Annotated in this window: 17 protein-coding genes; 6 read left to right on the top strand and 11 right to left on the bottom strand. The window is 52.7% G+C overall.

What is annotated here, in order from left to right; genetic code table 11:
- The 5 genes from RHJ80_RS11520 to RHJ80_RS11540 all read left to right on the top strand — a co-directional run bounded on the left by RHJ80_RS11520 (position 1) and on the right by RHJ80_RS11540 (position 7,069).
- Entirely contained in the window at positions 1–462 is a 462-nt protein-coding gene (locus RHJ80_RS11520; RefSeq protein WP_149819613.1) for a tRNA (cytidine(34)-2'-O)-methyltransferase, read from the top strand.
- Positions 462–962, top strand: a complete 501-nt coding sequence (locus RHJ80_RS11525) for a gamma-glutamylcyclotransferase family protein (protein WP_310801033.1) — start codon at positions 462–464, stop codon at positions 960–962. Before RHJ80_RS11520 ends, RHJ80_RS11525 begins: the two co-directional genes overlap by 1 nt.
- Positions 959–2,212, top strand: a complete 1,254-nt coding sequence (locus tag RHJ80_RS11530; protein ID WP_310801034.1) for an HlyD family efflux transporter periplasmic adaptor subunit — start codon at positions 959–961, stop codon at positions 2,210–2,212. Before RHJ80_RS11525 ends, RHJ80_RS11530 begins: the two co-directional genes overlap by 4 nt.
- Before the next feature lie 3 nt (positions 2,213–2,215).
- Positions 2,216–4,423 carry a glycosyltransferase gene (locus RHJ80_RS11535; RefSeq protein ID WP_310801035.1) on the top strand — a complete coding sequence of 736 codons (2,208 nt, stop codon included), beginning with the start codon at positions 2,216–2,218 and terminating at the stop codon, positions 4,421–4,423.
- Positions 4,424–4,825: 402 nt separating this feature from the next.
- Positions 4,826–7,069 (top strand): glycosyltransferase family 2 protein, encoded by a 2,244-nt coding sequence (locus RHJ80_RS11540; RefSeq protein ID WP_310801036.1) that lies wholly within the window; start codon positions 4,826–4,828, stop codon positions 7,067–7,069.
- Here the strand turns inward: RHJ80_RS11540 and RHJ80_RS11545 are convergent.
- The 3 genes from RHJ80_RS11545 to RHJ80_RS11555 all read right to left on the bottom strand — a co-directional run bounded on the left by RHJ80_RS11545 (position 7,066) and on the right by RHJ80_RS11555 (position 9,779).
- Complete coding sequence (locus RHJ80_RS11545; RefSeq protein WP_310801037.1) at positions 7,066–8,319, bottom strand: hypothetical protein; 1,254 nt, start codon at positions 8,317–8,319, stop codon at positions 7,066–7,068. The two genes, RHJ80_RS11540 and RHJ80_RS11545, sit on opposite strands and share 4 nt — an antisense overlap.
- Before the next feature lie 218 nt (positions 8,320–8,537).
- On the bottom strand, positions 8,538–9,122 hold the full coding sequence (gene rdgB / locus RHJ80_RS11550) for an RdgB/HAM1 family non-canonical purine NTP pyrophosphatase (protein WP_310801038.1): 585 nt from the start codon (positions 9,120–9,122) through the stop codon (positions 8,538–8,540).
- Between the two features lie 3 nt (positions 9,123–9,125).
- Positions 9,126–9,779 carry a retropepsin-like aspartic protease gene (locus tag RHJ80_RS11555; RefSeq protein ID WP_310453618.1) on the bottom strand — a complete coding sequence of 218 codons (654 nt, stop codon included), beginning with the start codon at positions 9,777–9,779 and terminating at the stop codon, positions 9,126–9,128.
- Positions 9,780–9,841: 62 nt separating this feature from the next.
- On the opposite strand from RHJ80_RS11555, the gene RHJ80_RS11560 reads away from it, so the two are divergent.
- On the top strand, positions 9,842–10,426 hold the full coding sequence (locus RHJ80_RS11560; RefSeq protein ID WP_310801039.1) for a Uma2 family endonuclease: 585 nt from the start codon (positions 9,842–9,844) through the stop codon (positions 10,424–10,426).
- A 1-nt stretch (position 10,427) separates the two neighbouring features.
- Here RHJ80_RS11560 and RHJ80_RS11565 read toward each other — a convergent pair whose 3' ends face one another.
- From RHJ80_RS11565 to speA, 8 genes are all read right to left on the bottom strand, one after another.
- Entirely contained in the window at positions 10,428–10,832 is a 405-nt protein-coding gene (locus tag RHJ80_RS11565) for an NIL domain-containing protein (RefSeq protein WP_206200291.1), read from the bottom strand.
- Positions 10,833–11,962: 1,130 nt separating this feature from the next.
- On the bottom strand, positions 11,963–13,480 hold the full coding sequence (locus tag RHJ80_RS11570) for a CapA family protein (RefSeq protein ID WP_310801040.1): 1,518 nt from the start codon (positions 13,478–13,480) through the stop codon (positions 11,963–11,965).
- A gap of 96 nt (positions 13,481–13,576) precedes the next feature.
- The gene (locus RHJ80_RS11575) at positions 13,577–14,047 is read right to left on the bottom strand and encodes a CBS domain-containing protein (protein WP_206200294.1); all 471 of its coding nucleotides are present in this window, start codon (positions 14,045–14,047) and stop codon (positions 13,577–13,579) included.
- A gap of 2 nt (positions 14,048–14,049) precedes the next feature.
- Positions 14,050–14,481, bottom strand: a complete 432-nt coding sequence (gene aroH, locus RHJ80_RS11580; protein WP_149819637.1) for a chorismate mutase — start codon at positions 14,479–14,481, stop codon at positions 14,050–14,052.
- A 30-nt stretch (positions 14,482–14,511) separates the two neighbouring features.
- Positions 14,512–15,336 carry a signal peptide peptidase SppA gene (sppA, locus tag RHJ80_RS11585; RefSeq protein ID WP_149819639.1) on the bottom strand — a complete coding sequence of 275 codons (825 nt, stop codon included), beginning with the start codon at positions 15,334–15,336 and terminating at the stop codon, positions 14,512–14,514.
- A 60-nt stretch (positions 15,337–15,396) separates the two neighbouring features.
- Entirely contained in the window at positions 15,397–16,515 is a 1,119-nt protein-coding gene (locus RHJ80_RS11590) for an S-layer homology domain-containing protein (RefSeq protein WP_310801041.1), read from the bottom strand.
- A gap of 49 nt (positions 16,516–16,564) precedes the next feature.
- Positions 16,565–16,951 (bottom strand): hypothetical protein, encoded by a 387-nt coding sequence (locus tag RHJ80_RS11595; protein ID WP_206200297.1) that lies wholly within the window; start codon positions 16,949–16,951, stop codon positions 16,565–16,567.
- An 8-nt stretch (positions 16,952–16,959) separates the two neighbouring features.
- On the bottom strand, positions 16,960–18,873 hold the full coding sequence (gene speA, locus RHJ80_RS11600) for a biosynthetic arginine decarboxylase (protein WP_206201700.1): 1,914 nt from the start codon (positions 18,871–18,873) through the stop codon (positions 16,960–16,962).
- Between the last annotated feature and the right edge of the window lie 83 nt (positions 18,874–18,956).

An 18,956-nucleotide genomic window follows, 5' to 3' on the forward strand; every position in this document is an offset into this window, starting at 1 on the left:
ATGCCTGCTGTGGTGCTTGTCCATCCCCAAATTCCCCCGAATACAGGCAATATTGCCCGCACCTGTGCTGCCACCCACACACCGCTGCATCTGATTGAACCCTTGGGCTTTGAACTCAGCGATCGCTACCTCAAGCGAGCTGGTCTTGATTACTGGCCCTATGTCACCTTGCACTGCCACCCCGACTGGCCGACGTTCCTCAAAACCACCCATAGCGGGGGGCGTCTGATTGCCTTTGAGCCTTCAGCCCAACAGATTTACTGGGACTTTAGCTTTGCTGAGAGTGATTGGCTGATCTTTGGCAGCGAACCCGATGGCATCCCCGCCGAAGTCTTAGCGACCTGTGACGCCTTTTTGAAAATTCCCATGTGGCAGCCGGCGGTGCGCAGTTTGAATCTCTCGGCTTCGGTGGCGATCGCCCTCATGGAAGTTTACCGCCAACTCTATTCCTCAACTGCTTGATGACCGAATCACTCCCCCTTGATGATTCCCATATTTTAGACAACGGCTGTATCTGGTACTTTGCCTACGGCAGCAACCTCTGTACCGCCCAAAAAAAACGTCGCATCGGTACCGTCCCCACTGCTGAAGTTGCTGAACTGCGGGGCTATCGCCTTGTGTTCAATAAACGCAGTAATGATGGCACTGGCAAAGCAAATGTTGTCCCTGATCCTCACCGTTCTGTTTGGGGTGTGATTTATCGCTGCACAGAAGCAGACATTGAACGCTTAGATTTTTACGAAGGTGTTAAGTGGGGACATTACCGCCATGAATTTGTTAGAGTCATAACGTCCACGGGTCAGGCGATAACAGCTCTGACTTATGTGGCAGGGGAGGATTTTATTGATGAAACCCTGTGGCCTTCAGCCGACTATTTAGAGACAATTCTCCAAGGGGCAAAGGAGCATGGGTTTTCTGTTGAGTATGTTGCTGAGCTGTGGCAGTGGAAAAACCGAATATGAATACCTCATCATCTTCCCGTGCAGTTGCCACCAAACCCCCACAAACTGAGAAACGGCGCCGCATTTTTCGGATAGTGCGGATTGGCTTGGGGGTGACGCTCATTGGCTTAGCTGTGTATGTCCTGTGGTGGCGACAGCGCAATGTGGTCAGTCGTGTCGGCTACCTCAATGGCACAGTGATTACCCTCTATGCCACGATCCCCGGCACCCTAACCCTAGAAGACTTGCGCCCCGGCGAACGCCTGAATGCCGGTACGGAAATTGGGACGATTCGCAACGATCGCAATCCCCAACTGGAAACCGATCGCCAGAATCTTGAAACTCGACTCAATGTCGCCCTTTCCCAGCAGCAGGGACTGCAACAGAAACGCAACAGCCGTATGGCTCTGATTTCTCAACTCGATCGCTATCAGCAGAGTCAGCAAACCCTTGAAGTTCGCTTTGCCCAAGAGGCAGTGCAGCGTACCCTAGGGGAACTGCGCCAAGCCCAAGAAGCTCTGGCCATTGCCCGCATTGAAGCCGATCGCTATACCAGCTTAGTGGAAACAGGGGCTGTGGCGCGCCAACTCGCCGATGAAGCCATTTCCCGTGCCAAGCAAGCAGCGAAATTTGTTGAGAGTAAACAGGCCGAACTGCGCCGCCAACAAACAGCCCTACAAGCGGCTCGCCAAGGATTGCAACTGGATGCTTCGCGTACCTTTAGCTTTCCCCAAATCCGTCTCATTGATTTAGAAACTGAACTGATTGATATTGATGTTGAACTTTTGGCAGTGGCCACAACGATTGCCGAGCTACGCCGTGAAATTGCCAATATCAAACAGCAACTCTCCCTGCAACGCCTTGCCCCCGTGAAAGTACCGACGACCGCAGTGGTTTGGTCAGTGATCCACAAAACAGGGGATTTGGGTATTCCCCTGACCGCAGGGGATCCGATCGTTAAAATTCTCGACTGTAGCGATGTTTGGGCAACGGGCTTGGTGGCGGAGCGGGATAATCCTCGCCTGCGGGTGGGTCAGGAAGCAACAGTGCGCTTATTGGATGGGAGCGATCGCCGGCTAACGGGGATTGTCCGTGCCATTCGCGGCGGGCCAGGTAAAGTCGAAGTGGGTGAAAATGTGGCTGTGCCCCCTCCCGATCTAGTGCGCAATGAACTGGCGGTTGATGTTCAACTCTACAACCTACCAGAGGACTTAACCGCTGAGCGTTTCTGTGGTGTGGGTCAAAGTGTCGAAGTGGTGTTTGGAACCTAAATCATGCGCCTCAAGTCGTTGCAAGCCGATGGCTGGCTCTTGCTCTTAGGCATTCTCGCCCTCCTAGGGGTACTGCTGTGGCAAGTGAACTGGCGGGATTTACTACCGAATCTTGTCGGTTTTTGGCAGGGCGGACAAGCCATCATGCGCCCCCAAGGAACCACACTTGAGGCTTTACTGCTGCCGGCGTTTGTCTGGTTGGCAATCACGTTTCTCCTAAAGGAACTCTCCCCTAAACCGACCTTCTGGTCACGGCTGATTGTCAGTGTGGGTCTTGCCCTATTGGGGATTCGCTATGAACTCTGGCGCCTGTTGAATAGCCTCAACTTGGATGATCCCCTCAATGGCACGATCTCCGTCGTTCTCTTTTTGGCAGAATTGCTGACAGTTCTCAATAGTGTGGCCTTTTTCTTTCACTGTATTTTCTCCATTGACCGCACACCCGCAGCCGATCGCCTGAGTCAAGCCGTGATTCGGGGGGAGTATTTGCCTTGGGTGGATGTGATCTTACCGACCTACAACGAAGGGGTGGATATTTTGCGGCGTTCAGTCATTGCCTGCCAAGCCATGGACTATCCCCACAAGCGCGTCTACTTGCTGGACGACACCCGACGGCCGGCGGTGCGTGCCCTAGCTGCAGAACTGGGCTGTGAATATCGCGATCGCCCCGACAACCGCCATGCCAAAGCTGGCAACATTAACCATGCTCTACCCACGCTCACGGGGGAGTTGATTGCCGTCTTTGATGCGGACTTTGTGCCGAGTCGCAACTTTCTCACCCGCACGGTGGGTTTTTTCCAGGATGCGAAAACGGCAATGGTACAGACCCCCCAACACTTTTTCAATGAGGATCCAGTGACTGTGAATCTAGGGCTAGAGGGGATTCTCAACAACGAGCAGACGCTGTTTTTCCGCTTTATTCAGCCCAGCCGCGATTACTGGGACTCTGTGGTGTGCTGTGGCACCTGTTTTGTGATTCGCCGCCGTGCCCTCGATGAAATTGGTGGCATTCCCACAGACAGTATCACCGAAGACTACATGACAACCATTAAGCTGCAAAGCCTTGGCTATCGCGTCAAATACCTCAATGAAGCCTTGGCGGCGGGGATGTCCCCGGAGACGATTAGTGCCTACATTAACCAACGGCTGCGCTGGGGGCAGGGCACACTGCAAATGCTCTTTTTGGGGGGCAACTTTTTCACTGCCCCTAATCTGCGGTTAACGCAGCGCCTCTCCCATTCCTTGAGTGTCATCTACTGGTTTCTTTCCATTCCGCGGGTGATCTTTCTTTTGGCACCGTTGGCCTTTTTGCTCTTTGGTATTGCTCCCTTGCGAGCAACGGTGAACGAGATTCTTTACTTTTACTTTCCCTACTATCTGGGGAATATCATGGCCTTTTCATGGCTCACCGAAGGTCGCCGCTCCGCTTTTTGGTCGGATGTCTATGAAACAATTATTGCCTTTCCGATGGCGATCACGGTGATTCGCACCCTCATCAATCCGCGGGGCAAAACGTTTAAGGTAACGCCCAAGGGGATTGTGGATCCCCACCGCATCAATGTTAATTGGCCACTCATTCGCCCCCTGCTGGTGATTGCCCTTTTGACGATTGGGGGCTTGATTTGGCGCAGCTCTTCCCTTCAAGAGACGAATGTCAATCCCGATAGTTTGGCGGTGAACATGGTCTGGTCAATCTATAATTTGTCACTTTTGTTGGTGTGTATGCTGGTGGCCATTGATGTACCGCAGCGCCGTTTTACCCGCTTCCTGCGGACTGAACCCTGCGAACTCATTGTTGGGGGCGATCGCTATGTCGGGCAAACTGTGGATATTTCTGAAGAGGGCGCCCGCTTACAAATCCGCCGCTGTGACACTTGTCAGGAAAACCATGCTTCACCGCAGGGATTGCGAACCTACAGTGCCCAATTTCGCCTCTTGCCTCCTAGCGAACTCGCAGATCTATGGCTCTCGGCAGAGCTGCGCTGGCATGATCAGGAGCGCCTGATTCAACTTCAGCAGGGGGCGAGCAGCAACCCTGTCGAAATGCGCATTCGCTTTGTGGATCTATCCTTGGCAGAGCACCGTCGTCTCATCCCCTACCTCTACTGCCAACCGGGACAATGGGATGAAATTCGTGTGCCTGAAATTAAGACCGCTTGGGCAATGATTCAAAGTGTCTTTCGCCTGCATCCCCTTGCCGAAAGTCGCTAGCCCATTGTTGAATTTTTGCTTTAATTTTTCGGTATAGGCTTAGTTTTGCTAAAGCATTGGGTACACTAGAGGTAAGTTCCCTAAATGGATTAGCACCATGGTGAAAAATTACATCTGTCCCATTCTTGCCAAGCCAAAGCGGCCATATTTTTTAGCCTACGAATTCGCTGCAATTATTCTAGGCAGTCAGAAATTTTGCTGATAATTAGTCTTGCATGTAGAAGCATTGTTATTCATCAAATCAATTAACACGACTGCTACATCCAAGATTCATTGATCAAAGCATTGAAAATAGTTGAAATCTAAAGAGTTGCTCACCCGATCGTAATTTTGAGGTCGTGGCGTTGTTCAACTCTGAGTGAGTACAGGATGTAGAGCTTCATCCCAACTGACTGTGTTCCCATGAAGCTACTTGAAACTAACAACCTATCCCCTAGGGTTTCTCAGCCATCGAGGCCGCCTACGCCACAGGCACCTGCGCGATCGCGACGTATTAGCCCTGATCTGTGGCTTTTACTGTTGGGCAGTGGCGCATTTCTGGCCGTCCTGCTGAGTCAACTGGATTGGCAAAACTTTCTACCCAACTTAGTCGGTCTTTGGCACGAAGGGAAAGCGCTGCTGCGGGCTGACGGCACGACGCTTCAAGCACTCCTATTGCCCACACTAGTCTGGATTGCCATTACGTTCTTCCTGAAGGAGATTTCCCCCAAGCCCAATTTTTGGTCGCGTTTAATTGTGGGTTTGGGGCTGACCCTGTTGGCACTGCGGTATATCCTCTGGCGTTTTTTTAACAGCCTCAACCTAGATGATCCCCTCAATGGCACGATTTCGATTCTGTTATTTATCGCTGAACTACTGACCCTAACAAATACCATTTGCTTTTTTGCCCTGTGTATCTTTTCCAAAGACCGCAGCCCTGAGGCCGATCGCCTAAGCCAAGCTGTGATTCGGGGGGAGTATTTGCCTTGGGTGGATGTGATTCTGCCCACCTACAACGAAGGGGTGGACATTTTGCGGCGTTCAGTCATTGCCTGCCAAGCCATGGACTATCCCCACAAGCGCATCTACTTGCTGGACGATACCCGACGGCCGGCGGTGCGTGCCCTAGCTGCAGAACTGGGCTGTGAATATCGCGATCGCCCCGACAACCGCCATGCCAAAGCTGGCAACATTAACCATGCTCTACCCACGCTCACGGGGGAGTTGATTGCCGTCTTTGATGCGGACTTTGTGCCGAGTCGCAACTTTCTCACCCGCACGGTGGGTTTTTTCCAGGATGCGAAAACGGCAATGGTACAGACCCCCCAACACTTTTTCAATGAGGATCCAGTGACTGTGAATCTAGGGCTAGAGGGGATTCTCAACAACGAGCAGACGCTGTTTTTCCGCTTCATTCAGCCCAGCCGCGATTTCTTTAACGCCGTTGTGTGTTGTGGCACCTGTTTTGTGATTCGCCGCCGTGCCCTCGATGAAATTGGCGGTATCCCCACCGACAGTATCACCGAAGATTACCTCACCTCGCTCTATTTGCAGGGGCGTGGTTATCAGATCAAGTATCTGAATGAAGCCCTCTCAGCAGGAATGTCACCAGAAACCATCAGCGCCTATATTAACCAGCGATTGCGGTGGGGACAAGGTACCCTGCAAATACTGTTCCTCAAGGACAACTTTTTTACCATTCCTAACCTAAACTTCCTGCAGCGTTTTTACCATAGCCTTGGCGTGCTCTATTGGCTGCTGTCGATTCCCCGCGTTATTTTTTTGCTGGCGCCCTTGGCCTTTTTACTGTTTGGGCTGGCGCCGCTGCGCGCCACAATTAACGAGGTAGTGTACTTTTACTGTCCCTACTATTTGGGCAATATCATGGCCTTTTCTTGGCTCACCGAAGGCCGCCGCTCCGCCTTTTGGTCCGATGTTTATGAAACCATCATTGCCTTTCCCATGGCCATCACAGTGATCCGCACCCTGATCAGTCCTAGGGGCAAAACCTTCAAAGTCACGCCCAAGGGGATTGTGGATCCCCATCGCATCAATGTTAATTGGCCAGTCATTCGTCCCTTGTTAATCATTGCCGCTCTAATGATGTTTGGTCTCATTCGGCGGAGTTCGCCTTTGCAAGAGACGCTGGTCAATCCCGATAGTTTGGCCATTAACATGGTCTGGTCTAGCTACAACTTTCTCTTGATTTTGGTCTGTGCTCTGGTGGCCATTGATGTGCCGCAGCGACGACATCCGCGGTTCCTGCGTTCTGAACCCTGTGAACTCATCGTTGGGAACAACTGCTATGGCGGGCAAACGGTTGACCTGTCTGAGGAGGGGGCACGAATACGCCTCAATAGGTTGCCGGCGGAGGTATTAGATGACCCCCGAGGGGAACTGCACTTTCTGGCACCGAGCCCTTTGGTCTACCTGCGCTTACCGATCCAACTGCGGTGGTCAAGAATGGTGGCGTTAGGAAAAAACGCCACGGCTGTAGAGATTGGGGTGCAGTTTCTTCCCTTTTCTTTGCCAAAGCAACGTCGCTTTATTCGTTATCTTTACTGTCAACCCGGCCAATGGGATGAAGTTCGTGTGCCTGAGATTAAAACCGCTTGGGCGCTGCTTCAGAGTGTCCTTCGCCTGCATCCCCTCGCCGAGAGCCGCTAACCATTGAGGAGGGTGAGGAGATTTTGAATCGCCATACTGGTAGCGCGAATGACTGCATGGATATTGGCATTTTTGGGTTCCACTTGTAGCAGATAGGCCAAGCTGGATTGGAGATACGTCAGCGCCATCTGAATGTTGGGATCAATGTGCTGGTAGGTTTGGGGCGGGTAGGGCTGACCATAACTGGGATGGGCATAGCCAACGGCGTGCTCGTAGTTGGCCGCTGGATACCCTTGGGAATAGTCATAGTTGGGGTGGGGATAACCCACAGAATGCTCATAGTTGGCCGCTGGATACCCTTGGGAATAGTCGTAGTTGGGGTGGGGATAACCCACGGAATGCTCGTAGTTGGCCGCTGGATACCCTTGGGAATAGTCATAGTTGGGGTGAGAATAGCCGACGGCGTGCTCGTAGTTGGCCGCTGGATGGTCTTGGGTGGCTTCAACCGGTTGTGCAGGCTCAGAGGGGGTTGAAACTGTTGCTGCAACTGCAGGTACTGGTGGCGCTGACGGCAAAATGACGGCGTGATCTTCTTCCTTCTCCGGTTCGCCAGCAGGGGAGGCAATTGGCGTTGATGGGGTGCCACTGGCCTTGGCAGCCATAATTTCCGTGGACTCGAGGATTTGGGTGGGGGCGCTGTCAATGTCTCCCATGCGTTCTCCCCGTTTGTAGGCACTGATCTGACTGGGACTCTCGGCGGTGTCTTTTTCCTCTTTTTTTAGCCACACCAGAAAGTCAGAGGCACTGTAGGTGGCTTCCCCGCCCAAGGTACGAATGGCAACAAAGCCATTGGCCGCATTGACGCTTTGAATGGGATACCAAGTGCCCCGATAGAGAATCATCGCATCCATCCCAAGGGAGTTACCCCCTGTCAGAGCGCCGCGTCGCTTACCCCGTGCCCAGCGGTCTTTCCACAGCACTCCCGCTTCCGTGTATTGGATCACATAGCCTTCGGGAACGGTGCGATGTTCGTAACGTAAACATCCGGGGGTTTGAGCCACGCCGACTTGGAAGATCTCATAATCTACCATTACCTCTTGAATCAGAGGCCGATAGGGGGAGGCATCTCGTACTTCAATGGCAAGGGTTGGGGCATCGGTCTTGACACGAGCAACAATGCCATCCCTGTAGGAAATTAACTGAACTTCATCAAAGGTGGTTTCGACGCGCAGGTGCCGATTCGAGAGCATTCGCGAATTTTTCTGAATCAAGTCTTTAATAAATTGGTCTATTAATTCGCGATCGCCCATAGTTTTTGCTTTGAATCACGGCAAGAAGACTGCCACTGGGCCTAAGGGACGTGCCCCCTTCCTTTCATTATATTCCCTATGAACTTCTTTCTATGAAGGGCATTGCTGAATGCAACTTTGCGACGCTAGACCCGTTCTTGCATAGTGGCCACAGGTTGGTTGAGGAACACTATTGGCGTCAGTGTAGGACAAAAAGCTTGCTGCCAACAACCGTGAATCTACGGATGAAAGGTTTGCAAATACTCCCGCAGCCGCTGCAATGCCTGACCCCGATGACTGACCTGTTGCTTTTCAGTGGGACTCATCTCGGCAAAGGTACGCTGCTGACTGGGCACCCAAAAGATAGGATCGTAGCCAAACCCCCCCCGACCGCGGGGCGCCGTTAAAATCTCGCCTGCACACCGTCCTTCGGTCGTAACGGCAATCGTGCCATCGGGACGCGCGAGGGCAATGACACAAATAAATTCAGCGGCGCGATCGCTGACACCGGCCATTTCCCGTAATAGACGCTCAATACGCTCAGCATCCGTCGCACCGTAGCGAGCCGAGTAGATCCCCGGTGCCCCCTCAAGGGCATGAACGGCTAGCCCCGAGTCGTCGGCGATCGCCCACGTTCCCAGCTCCTGAGCGGCAGTGGTGGCCTTCAAACAGGCGTTGCCCACAAAGGAATCCGCAGTTTCAGCAATCTCAATCGTGGCTGGCAGGGGCAGCAACTCCCCAATCCATGGCTGTAACCAGCCTTGAAACTCTCTGACTTTACCGGCATTGTGACTGGCTAAGACCGCTTGGGCGAGAATGGGCATTTCCTAAGGACGACGCTGCAACTGAATATGATCTTGCCGCAAACTGACATCAAAGTGCTGGAGAAAATCCTGCCCCAATAGGCCAATGGTCATTTCAGGCCCAGCGACAGCAACGGGCACTTGCTTCCGATGAAAACCGCCGACGCTGATGGATTGGACATAGACCACTGGCAGCACCACTTGACCATTCGCGGTATGAAACAGGCGATTATCCACCACTTGAGCGGGGGTAATGCCTAAAGCGCGTGCCATCGATCGCGTAATCACTGTCATACTGGCGCCTGAATCCACTAGCATCTCAAACCGTAACCGTTGATTAAACATCACTGGGATAACGGGAATTCCTCCCTGCCGCCGCAGAATCGGTACGATGCCACTGGGCTGGGTGATCACTGTTGCCATGGGCGGAGCAGGGGTTCGGGGAAGTTGTTGCAGCCGCACCAATTCTTGACGATAGCTAGTAAGGGCTGGCGCCTGTTGGGGATGGGCACGAATGACCTGATCGAGAATTTGCACCGCTGTTGCCCAGTCTTGGCTGGCGATCGCCCGATAAAAACTTTCTGGCAGTGCCACCGCAGGCACCCCCTTGGCCGGGGCAATCAGGAGCATCATCCCCGCCAGCGTTGCCAGTGCCCAATATCCGTGTTGTTGGGTCATAATTTTCTTCGTACCCTAGGATCAATAGTAGCGAGATAAGCGTTGGCTATTCTAGGCTGCCAATGAGCACGCAACCTTCGCCACAACTGAGTCCTGAAGACTATCTGCAACGGGAAACCCAAAGTGGGGTCGTCAAGCACGAATACATCAACGGTCAGATCTACGCAATGGCAGGGGCAAGCGATGCCCATGTCACCTTAGCCTTAAATTTGGCAACTCTGCTACGACCAACGGTGCGCCAACGGGGCTGTCGTCTCTACATTTCAGATATGAAAGTGCGTCTGGAGCAGCGAAATTGCTTTTACTATCCGGATCTTTTTGTTACCTGCGATCCACGGGATCGGCAAACCTCTCTCTATAAATCTTTCCCTTGCTTGGTGATTGAGGTGCTCTCTCCTTCAACAGAGGCCTTTGATCGCGGCGATAAGTTCCTTGACTATCAAAGCCTTGAGACGCTAGAGGAATACGTGCTGGTCAATACTCGTCAGCAGCGGCTAGAGACCTTTCGTCGCAGTACCTCGGGCTTATGGGTTTGGCAGGCCTATTCCCCGCCACAAAATTCGGTTGAACTCAAGAGCATCGCTTGGCAAGGCCACTTGTCTGATATCTATCAAGACGTGACCCTTGAGGAGGAGTTGAGGAGTTGAATTAAAAGTTGGTGTGAATCGCCTCCATCGGACACGCGGTCACACATTGCTCACAGACAATGCAACGGGAGCGGGTAAATTGGAGTTGAAACGTCTCTGGATGGAGCGTCAGCGCCTGAGTGGGGCATACCCCCGTACAGAGGCCACAGTGGACACAGGCCTGCTCATCAATCACAATTTCACGGCTGGCAAGGGAAACCTCAATATTCTGTTGCCGCAACCATTCTAGGGCGGCCTCCATTTGATCAATGTCCCCAGCCAACTCTAGAACCAGTTTGCCCACTTGGTTAGGTGCCACTTGGGCGCGGATGATATTGGCAGCAATGTTAAAGTCCTTGGCTAGGCGATAGGTGACGGGCATTTGAATTGTCCGTCGAGGGAATGTCAATGTGACTCGCTTTTTCACTGGTTGAAGCTTTGCATCGCAGTACAGCCCTTTCCACAAGTATCGCACACTCGCAACGCTGTGAAAGTTAGTGCACAGCCCTTTTCATAGGAATTGAAAATGAAAAACCACTAAATTTTGTTTACTAGTCTATAAACCTAAAAGCCATCTCCAAGGTGAAATTGTTATCCTGCTAGATAGGGATGAGATAGAGAATTTTTATCAAAATTTAATAAATTATTAAAAATGAACATCGCAAAGAAAAACGAATCTCAAATCAAGCTAGAAGGTTCATCCGTTGCTGATGAAATGGCTCTTTTATGGATGCTTGCTGGCTTGATAATCATTTTCTTAAAATTATACTTTTCTCCCATCCTTTCAGTACAGTTGAGTTGTCAGCGCACTGAAACGAAAGATATGACCGCCACTGCCCAGTGCTGAGTTAAAGAATATTGGTTTTGGGGATTGTATAAACGAAATGAAATGTTAGTTGAATACGTCTCAGGGAGTAACATTGAAATCAAAGAGGAAATAGTTCGACGTGGTCACCGACGGAAATATTGCGCTTCTTGGAGCCTAGAGGATCATGGGGGTTCCTCTGTTGGTGGATGGGGTGGGGGAGATTGTGGTGCGATGAAAGCGGCACAAGACTGATTATCAAGATTCCTGTAGTCTAATCGAGAAACCTAGACGTATACCTATAGAAACCGTGATTGGTTACCGAGTGCAATTATATCTATTTTGACTTTGCCTTTGACGGTTAACTTCTTAGCAGTCTCTTATCAGCGATTCTACTATCCTCGTATGTCAGAGTTGTTGAAATATAAGGAAACATTAATCATTGATCGATCTACAAGAAAGATTATATGGGAGAGTCCGAAAACCAAATTTCGCAGAGAATATGACTTTCCCGATATAGAGGCAATGATTGTCCAAAAATATGTCGAAGTGATACAAGGCAGGCATGGCCGTTCTTGGGAACAGAATCATTTCAAGATTTACTTCACTCTTAATGTGCCGGGGCCTCCTCGCAGAGTGCCTCTTTATCAAGGGTGTAACGATGCCATAGCCGAATCCCTTATTACACAAATTCCTAAGTTTCTACCGGTCAAAATTGAGCACCAACAGTTGTCTCACCGACCAGAGGAAGACTAGGATTGGGAATCGGTGCTGACAATTTCACCGAGGCGTTCAATCTGCAAGGGAGTGTTGGGAAAGTCGGCTTGGGTTAAACGGCGAATCAGTTGCACACTGGCAAAGTTTTGATCAATGTGGGGAATCCCCTTGGCATCGAGGCGTACAGGAATGACTTTACCTTGAAGGAAGCGGCCAGAACCGTCGAGTTCAACATCTAGGATTAAGGACTTGCCAAGGGTGCCGTGACTGCTCAGGGTCTGATAGCCGACAAAGTTCCCTAGGGAATAGGCAATGAGGCGGCCTTTATACAATTCAAGGGCACGGGGGACATGGGGGCCATGACCTAAGATTAAATCGGCACCGTTATCAATCATGGTGCGGGCAAACTGAACCACATTGCCGCGGTCTTCGCCATAAAAGTACTCGGTGCGATCGCGGGTGTGAATTTGATCGCTGCCTTCGGCGCCACCATGGAAACTAACAACCACAATATCACCGTTTTGCTTGGCCTTCTGTACAAGAGCGGCACCGGCCTTGAGGTCTTGAATGCGATTTTGGCCGTAGTAGGTGGCAAAGCCAATAAATGCGGTTTTCAGGCCATTGACTTCGAGGTAGGTAATTTGATTGAGATCACCAATGGCGGTCATGCCAGCGGCGTTGATGTGGCGAATCGTATCGCGAAATCCCTGCTCATTAAAGTCGTAGCTGTGGTTGTTGGCAATGTTGAGGACATTGAAACCAGCTTGGCGCAACACCTGTGCATAGCTGGGCGGTGAGCGAAAGGCAAAACTACGACCACTACTGGTGTTTTTGAAGGGATGGGGATGATCGGTGAGGGTACTTTCATAATTGCCAAAGAGGAGATCTGCCCCCTGAAGATAGGGTTTCACTTGGGCAAAGAGCTTTTGTGGATCCGCAGGCAAGCGGTTATTCGGAAAATTGGTGCCAAGGACAATATCGCCAACGGCCTTAATCCGCAGCCGGCGATCGCTCGGGGTGGGTGGGGGGGGCACAAGGGGAACGTCGGGTTCAGGGGTTGTAATGGCTGGACTGGGTTCCGCACTCGGCGGGGCATCGACACTGAGTTGATTTTGCAGGGTAAGGGCAACGGCACTCGTGCCCGCGATCGCCAGTAAACTGAGGGCAAAAGCACTGACCGCTTGATGGGATGGCGTGGTGGCAGGTGTTGTTGGATTTGAGCTTGCCTGCACAGACGGCGCCGCTGGTAAGGTCTCCTGTAAGTCAACGGTCTGTGTCCATTCTGGCCATTCTTCGCCAAGGAGCCGAGCATGGAGCCGTACACGTAGAACGCCTTGGGGCGCCAATTGCTTGAGGCCTCGGCAAACAAACTGAACGCAGACTTGGGGAGGGAGCGATCGCGCCGCTTCAAACATAATTTGTAAACAGTCACCCCGTCGCCGAACGAGGGCACGCACTCCCTTGGCCTGAAGCGTGCGGTTCATCAAATGGGCAATGGCCTCTGCTTGACCCTGCCGTGCCTGCTGCCAAATCAAATCAAGGGAAGCGGTCATGATCAAAGAACCCTCAGGCGATCGCGAGCGAACCTGTGGTTATTCTATGGGAAGTCACCAATCTTGAAAGTTAGTGTCAGGCCAATTTGACAAACGTCACGCAGAAGTTTCTTGGGTATGCAGGGCGCGCAACAGATCATGACGGCTAATAATGCCGACCAATTCTCCTTGGGCATTCAAGACCGGCAGGCGACTAATGTGGTGATTCACCATGAGGCGAGCCGCTTCGGCAATGGGGGCATCCACCCCAATAGTGTGGGGGTTAGGGGTCATCACATCCTGCACCTGTTGGCCAAGGGTTTTCTTGAGGTGTTGATGAAAGGATTCTGGAGACTCAAAGTAAATGATGCTGCCGAGGAACGTAATGTACAACGGTGGCTCGAGAGGCGCTTCGCGCACGATCAGGTCAGCTTCAGACACCAAGCCCACCAATTTGCCCTTATCATCCACCACGGGGAGGCCGCGCACCTGTTTTTCTTCCATCAGGCGAACTGCCTCAGAAATCGGGGCATCGGCACGAATGGTAAAGGGGTTGGGGGTCATGTAGTCACGGACAAGAGCGGTCATAGTTAACCTAGGGAATGAGAGGACAGATGGAGGGGATGGTAGTCGCCGTGCATTGCCAGATCGGGACGGAGGCTCTGGGCATGGCGCAGGTAGGCATGGTAAATCGGTTGATCGGGGTTGGGGGTGTTGAAGTAAATCAAGCAGCGGATACAGCGGGGTAAGCCTCCCTCCACATGCATTTGTTGAACATCGAGGAGAGGAATGTTGCGCCAATGGGGACATTCCCGGGCGATCGCCGCCGGAAAGATTTGATCGAGGTCACGGGTCACAGAGAAGGTCACACTAATCACTTCCGAGAAATCGAGGGCATTGCGCCGCTCAATCTCGCCGAGGAGTTCCAAAACCGCCTCACGGATTGCTGGAATTGAATTTTCAGTGGCGGTAGTTGCTCCACGAATTGCTCGGACGCGCCAGCCCACAGTGTGCTCCTCCATCAAGATATCCGCAAGGGTACTGTATCCAGCTTAGGGGCGATAGAGCCATAGGGGAAGTCCATTGGTGGCCATTTCAAATTCCAACCAGTCGAGACCCGCTTGCCACGGAAAGGGGAATCGTTCCTGCTGACGCGGAAACAGCCGAGCCAAGGGCGACTTGGGTTCTTCGATGGTTTGCACCTTGGTTTTGTCGGGGTCAAGTCCTGCCAATTCCGCTAGCCAGCGACGGGCATCCTCCTCGGTTCCCAAGCGATCCACCAGTCCGAGAGCAAGGGCCTGTTCACCGGTAAAGACACGGCCATCGGCAAAACTGCGTACCGTTTCCACATCGAGGTTACGGCCTTCGGCCACGGTTTGGACAAATTGGTGATAGCTGGTGTCAATGAGGTCTTGGAGAATGCGGATTTCTTCCTCAGTGAGGTCGCGATCGAAAGCAAGAATGTCCTTGTAGGGGCCAGACTTGATCACCTTGAATGAGACCCCCACCTTGTCGAGGAGCCGTTGCAAATTGTTGCCCCGCAGGATGACGCCAATACTGCCCGTAATGGTGCCGGGGTTGGCCATGATGTGCTGTGCCCCCATACCGATATAGACCCCGCCAGAGGCAGAGATATTGCCAAAACTGGCAACGATTTTCATTTTCGACTGCAAACGCTTGAGGGCCGCATAGATTTCTTGGGAATCCCCCACGGTTCCGCCGGGACTGTCAATGCGCACCAGTAGTGCCGGATAGCCCCGTTCTTCAATGGTTTTCAGGGCTTTGAGGACACGACGGCGAGTACCCCCAGCGATCGCCCCCGTAATTTCGAGGCGGGCAATTTGACGATGGTAACCACGGGATAAGGGCCAAGGCATAGGCAGCAATCAGTTCAGCAAATCGTAACAATTGACTCGGATTTCTAATCTAGCAAGGTTCTAGGAGGCAGAGGGCGGTGCTTGCTTCACCATCGCTGCTGAGAGTCCCTCGGTACCGTTGCCGATATACCACAGGGCTGCTGCGGCTTCGGCGCGGGTGACGGGTTTTTGGGGCTGGAGCAAGAGGGTTTCTCCCCAAACGCGGCGAATGTTTGAGAGATCCCCCGCGAGATAGTCAGCGGCCACGGCATTGACGGCGGGCGGAGCAATCCGTTGACTGTCCTTGAAGCCCCATGTTTGCTGAATGCGGTCAATCGTGCTGGGACTGAGCCGCCCCTGTTGATCGAGGGGCACTTTCCACTGCAACAGCGTTTCGCGAGTAAGGGGAGCATTGGGGCGAAAGAGGGTACTAGTATCGCCGGTGAGGGGGCTGGGCAAAAATCCTGCCATCGCCAGTCCCTGAATATAGGGAAAGTCGGGATGATCACGGGGCACATCTTGGAAAATGGGTGTGTCGTTGCGGCTGCCCAAGCGGATTTGGCGTGCGGGGCGATCGGCATAAAAGCGGTTGTAGGTGGTCACCAACCAACGCACAAACTGAGCACGACTGATGGGGGTATTGGGTTGCAGGCGATCGCCCGTGGTGCTGAGAACCCCCAGTTCTGCCAAGTCACGAATGGCCGGCTGTAGGGGGGCAGGGGCGTCCTCTAGATCAGCGAACGTTTGGGGGGAGGAATGGGTGGGCTGGGGAGACGGTGTGGCCGTGGTGCTATTGACGGCTGTGTAGGCCACGGTGAAGGTTGTCAGGTTATTTTCTGGCACCGTGTTGATGGTGACGCTCACTTCCAGTTCAGCACTGCGCCCCTTGAGGGTGATCGTATTGTCGGCTACCTGTTGCTCCACCAGTTGCCAGCCCGACTGTTGAAATTGTTGGCTATAGAATTGCTGGATGGCGATCGCCGGCGCGGGTGCTTGCCAGCGGGTTTCCGTCGTCTGGGGTGACCCCGCTTGCGGCTGATTGGCTACAAGCATCGCATTAGGAAACCGTAAATTCTCTGGTAGCGTTGTCGTCGGTTCTGGCGTGGGTGCCTTCCCTGCCCATTGATCAGCATTGGGGTCAGCAGCAAACCAACTTTGTAGCCCACTGCCCTCACAACTGCTGAGAAGCAGGGCACTCAAGAATAAGATCCATCCCAATTGGCGCGATCGCTTCAACGTTCTTCGACCCTCAGCTTGCTACCGTTTCACTCAGCACTGATTTCAACCGCCATAGGAGGAAAGTCTGCCCCAACTCTAGAGGCAGTGGTGTTACCCCCTCAATACAGGACTGTACCCAGCCCTCTCCCCACGACCATTCTTGCCAGCCCTCAATGGCCTGCCGCAGCACCAATACCAGTCGCTCTGCTGTGAGTAGTTCCACGCGATGTTCCAGTTTTAACCACAGGAATTCACTGGTGAAGGTATCCCCCACTTGCAGGCGATCGCCCGTCGTCTGGATCTGTAGGGGCCACAACCACCGCCGTAACTGTGCTGGCTGCGTCAAATACTCCCGCAGTTGGTCTGCCGTGGCCGGCACCTCAATGCGCAAATGGCTTGACTGAAATGTTCCCAGCATCGCTTTCCCTAAGAGGATAGATACGTGTAGCTGCGCAAACTCCGCTCATAGTTTTCTAGCAGGTGCTGCGCTTCTGCCAATGTAATTTGCTGTTCTGCCAGCGCTGCCTCAGTGCGACGGCGAATTTTTTCTAACAGGGCATCCCCTTGGTACTGCACATAACCGAGGACTTCTTGCATTGTATCGCCCCGCACCAAGTGCTCAATTTCATAACCCTTGGGAGTTAGACGGATATGGACGGCATTCGTATCCCCAAAAAGATTGTGGAGATTGCCCATGATTTCCTGATAGGCACCGTTGAGAAAGAGACCAAGGTAGTAGGGTTCCCTTGGGCGAAAGGGATGGAGTTCCAAGACCGATTTCACATCCCGCAGGTCAATAAATTGGTCAATTTTGCCGTCGCTGTCGCAGGTCAGATCTGCAAGGATGCCCCGTTCTGTGGGTTCTTCATCGAGGCGGTGGATTGGCATGATTGGAAACAGTTGATCGATCGCCCAGCTATCAGGCACCGACTGAAACACCGACAGATTGATGTAGTAAATCGAAGCCATGATTTTCTCAAGATCTTCGAGATCGTCGGGCACATATTCCTGCTGGCGAGCAATGCCGAGGATTTTGGCACAACAGGCCCAAAAGAGACTTTCTGCCCGTGCCCGCTCTGGCAAACTCAAGTAGCCAAAGTTAAAGAGACTGATGGCCTCCCCCTTGAATTGCAGGGCGTCGTTGTAGGCCTCTTGGTAGTTGTTCTCATCAATTGTTTGGTAGGTATCGTAGAGGTTGCGGATAATCAGGTGCTCGTCCTCCGTGGCGGGTTCGGGGGTAATTTTGGGCACTTCACTGACCCCCAAGACATTGAAAATCAATACCGATTGATGGGAGGCAATGGCGCGGCCACTCTCACTGATGAGAATGGGATCGGGAATGCCCCGCTGCCGACAGGCGTCCTTAATGCCGGCCACGACATCACTGGCGTAGTTTTGCATGCTGTAGTTTTTCGAGGCATGGAAATTGGTTTTGGAGCCGTCGTAATCCACCCCTAAGCCACCGCCCACATCAAGGTATTGCATATTGGCACCGAGGCGCACCAGTTCACCATAAATTTGCCCCGCCTCACGAATCGCATCCTTAATGACGCTAATGGCAGAAATTTGCGAGCCAATGTGAAAGTGCAACAGTTGCAGGGAATTGAGCATCCCCGCTTCTCGCAGTTGTTCGACTGCCGTTAAAATCTCTGGCACGGTGAGACCAAACTTGGCGCGATCGCCCGCAGAAGTGCCCCAGCGCCCCACCCCTTGGGTACTGAGTTTTGCCCGCACGCCCACAATGGGTTCAATGCCCAAAGCCTGACTGACAGCAATCACTTCCGCGACTTCTTCGGGCTGTTCAAGGACAATGATCGGGGTGTGGCCAAGGCGACGCGCCAGAATAGCCGTTTCAATGTAGCCGCGATCCTTATAGCCATTGCAGATTAGCAGTGCCCCCGGTGTATTGAGCATGGCCAAGGCAATCAGCAATTCCGGTTTTGATCCTGCCTCTAGGCCAAACTGATGGGACTGGCCAAAGCGCACGAGGGCTTCAATGATGTGGCGTTGTTGATTGCACTTAACGGGAAAGACCCCCTTGTAGGCTCCCTGATAGCCATAGCGGGCAATGGCGCGGGCAAAGCAGGCATTCAGTCGCTCAATGCGATCCTCAAGGATATCGGAAAACCGCAGTAGCAGGGGGAGGCCAATGTTGCGCTGTTGGAGCGCCTGCACCAATTCATAGAGATCCAATGACCCACCGCGATCGCCCTTGGGAGAAACGGTGACATGACCCGCAGCATTAATTCCAAAGTAGGGTTCGCCCCAGCCCTGAATGCGGTAGAGCTGCTCGCTGTCCTCAATTGTCCAATTACTGGTTTTCGTAACGGTCAAGGCCATCGTGGGTGACACAGCAGCCATAGTGCGCTCCCAAATAAAACCCTGCTGATCCTAACTTGTTTTTGCCAGTGGCACCAATGCAA

Origin of the sequence: Thermosynechococcus sp. QS41 (assembly GCF_031583515.1) — a bacterium.
GTDB lineage: Bacteria > Cyanobacteriota > Cyanobacteriia > Thermosynechococcales > Thermosynechococcaceae > Thermosynechococcus.

Excerpts from the sequence above, each read along its gene's own strand:
- RHJ80_RS11540 (WP_310801036.1), top strand. The coding sequence starts at position 4,826 with ATGAAGCTACTTGAAACTAACAACCTATCCCCTAGGGTTTCTCAGCCA.
- aroH (WP_149819637.1), bottom strand. The coding sequence starts at position 14,481 with ATGGAGGAGCACACTGTGGGCTGGCGCGTCCGAGCAATTCGTGGAGCA.
- speA (WP_206201700.1), bottom strand. The coding sequence starts at position 18,873 with ATGGCCTTGACCGTTACGAAAACCAGTAATTGGACAATTGAGGACAGC.
- RHJ80_RS11525 (WP_310801033.1), top strand. The coding sequence starts at position 462 with ATGACCGAATCACTCCCCCTTGATGATTCCCATATTTTAGACAACGGC.
- RHJ80_RS11535 (WP_310801035.1), top strand. The coding sequence starts at position 2,216 with ATGCGCCTCAAGTCGTTGCAAGCCGATGGCTGGCTCTTGCTCTTAGGC.
- RHJ80_RS11560 (WP_310801039.1), top strand. The coding sequence starts at position 9,842 with ATGAGCACGCAACCTTCGCCACAACTGAGTCCTGAAGACTATCTGCAA.
- RHJ80_RS11545 (WP_310801037.1), bottom strand. The coding sequence starts at position 8,319 with ATGGGCGATCGCGAATTAATAGACCAATTTATTAAAGACTTGATTCAG.
- rdgB (WP_310801038.1), bottom strand. The coding sequence starts at position 9,122 with ATGCCCATTCTCGCCCAAGCGGTCTTAGCCAGTCACAATGCCGGTAAA.
- RHJ80_RS11520 (WP_149819613.1), top strand. The coding sequence starts at position 1 with ATGCCTGCTGTGGTGCTTGTCCATCCCCAAATTCCCCCGAATACAGGC.
- sppA (WP_149819639.1), bottom strand. The coding sequence starts at position 15,336 with ATGCCTTGGCCCTTATCCCGTGGTTACCATCGTCAAATTGCCCGCCTC.
- RHJ80_RS11530 (WP_310801034.1), top strand. The coding sequence starts at position 959 with ATGAATACCTCATCATCTTCCCGTGCAGTTGCCACCAAACCCCCACAA.
- RHJ80_RS11595 (WP_206200297.1), bottom strand. The coding sequence starts at position 16,951 with ATGCTGGGAACATTTCAGTCAAGCCATTTGCGCATTGAGGTGCCGGCC.
- RHJ80_RS11555 (WP_310453618.1), bottom strand. The coding sequence starts at position 9,779 with ATGACCCAACAACACGGATATTGGGCACTGGCAACGCTGGCGGGGATG.
- RHJ80_RS11575 (WP_206200294.1), bottom strand. The coding sequence starts at position 14,047 with ATGACCGCTCTTGTCCGTGACTACATGACCCCCAACCCCTTTACCATT.
- RHJ80_RS11570 (WP_310801040.1), bottom strand. The coding sequence starts at position 13,480 with ATGACCGCTTCCCTTGATTTGATTTGGCAGCAGGCACGGCAGGGTCAA.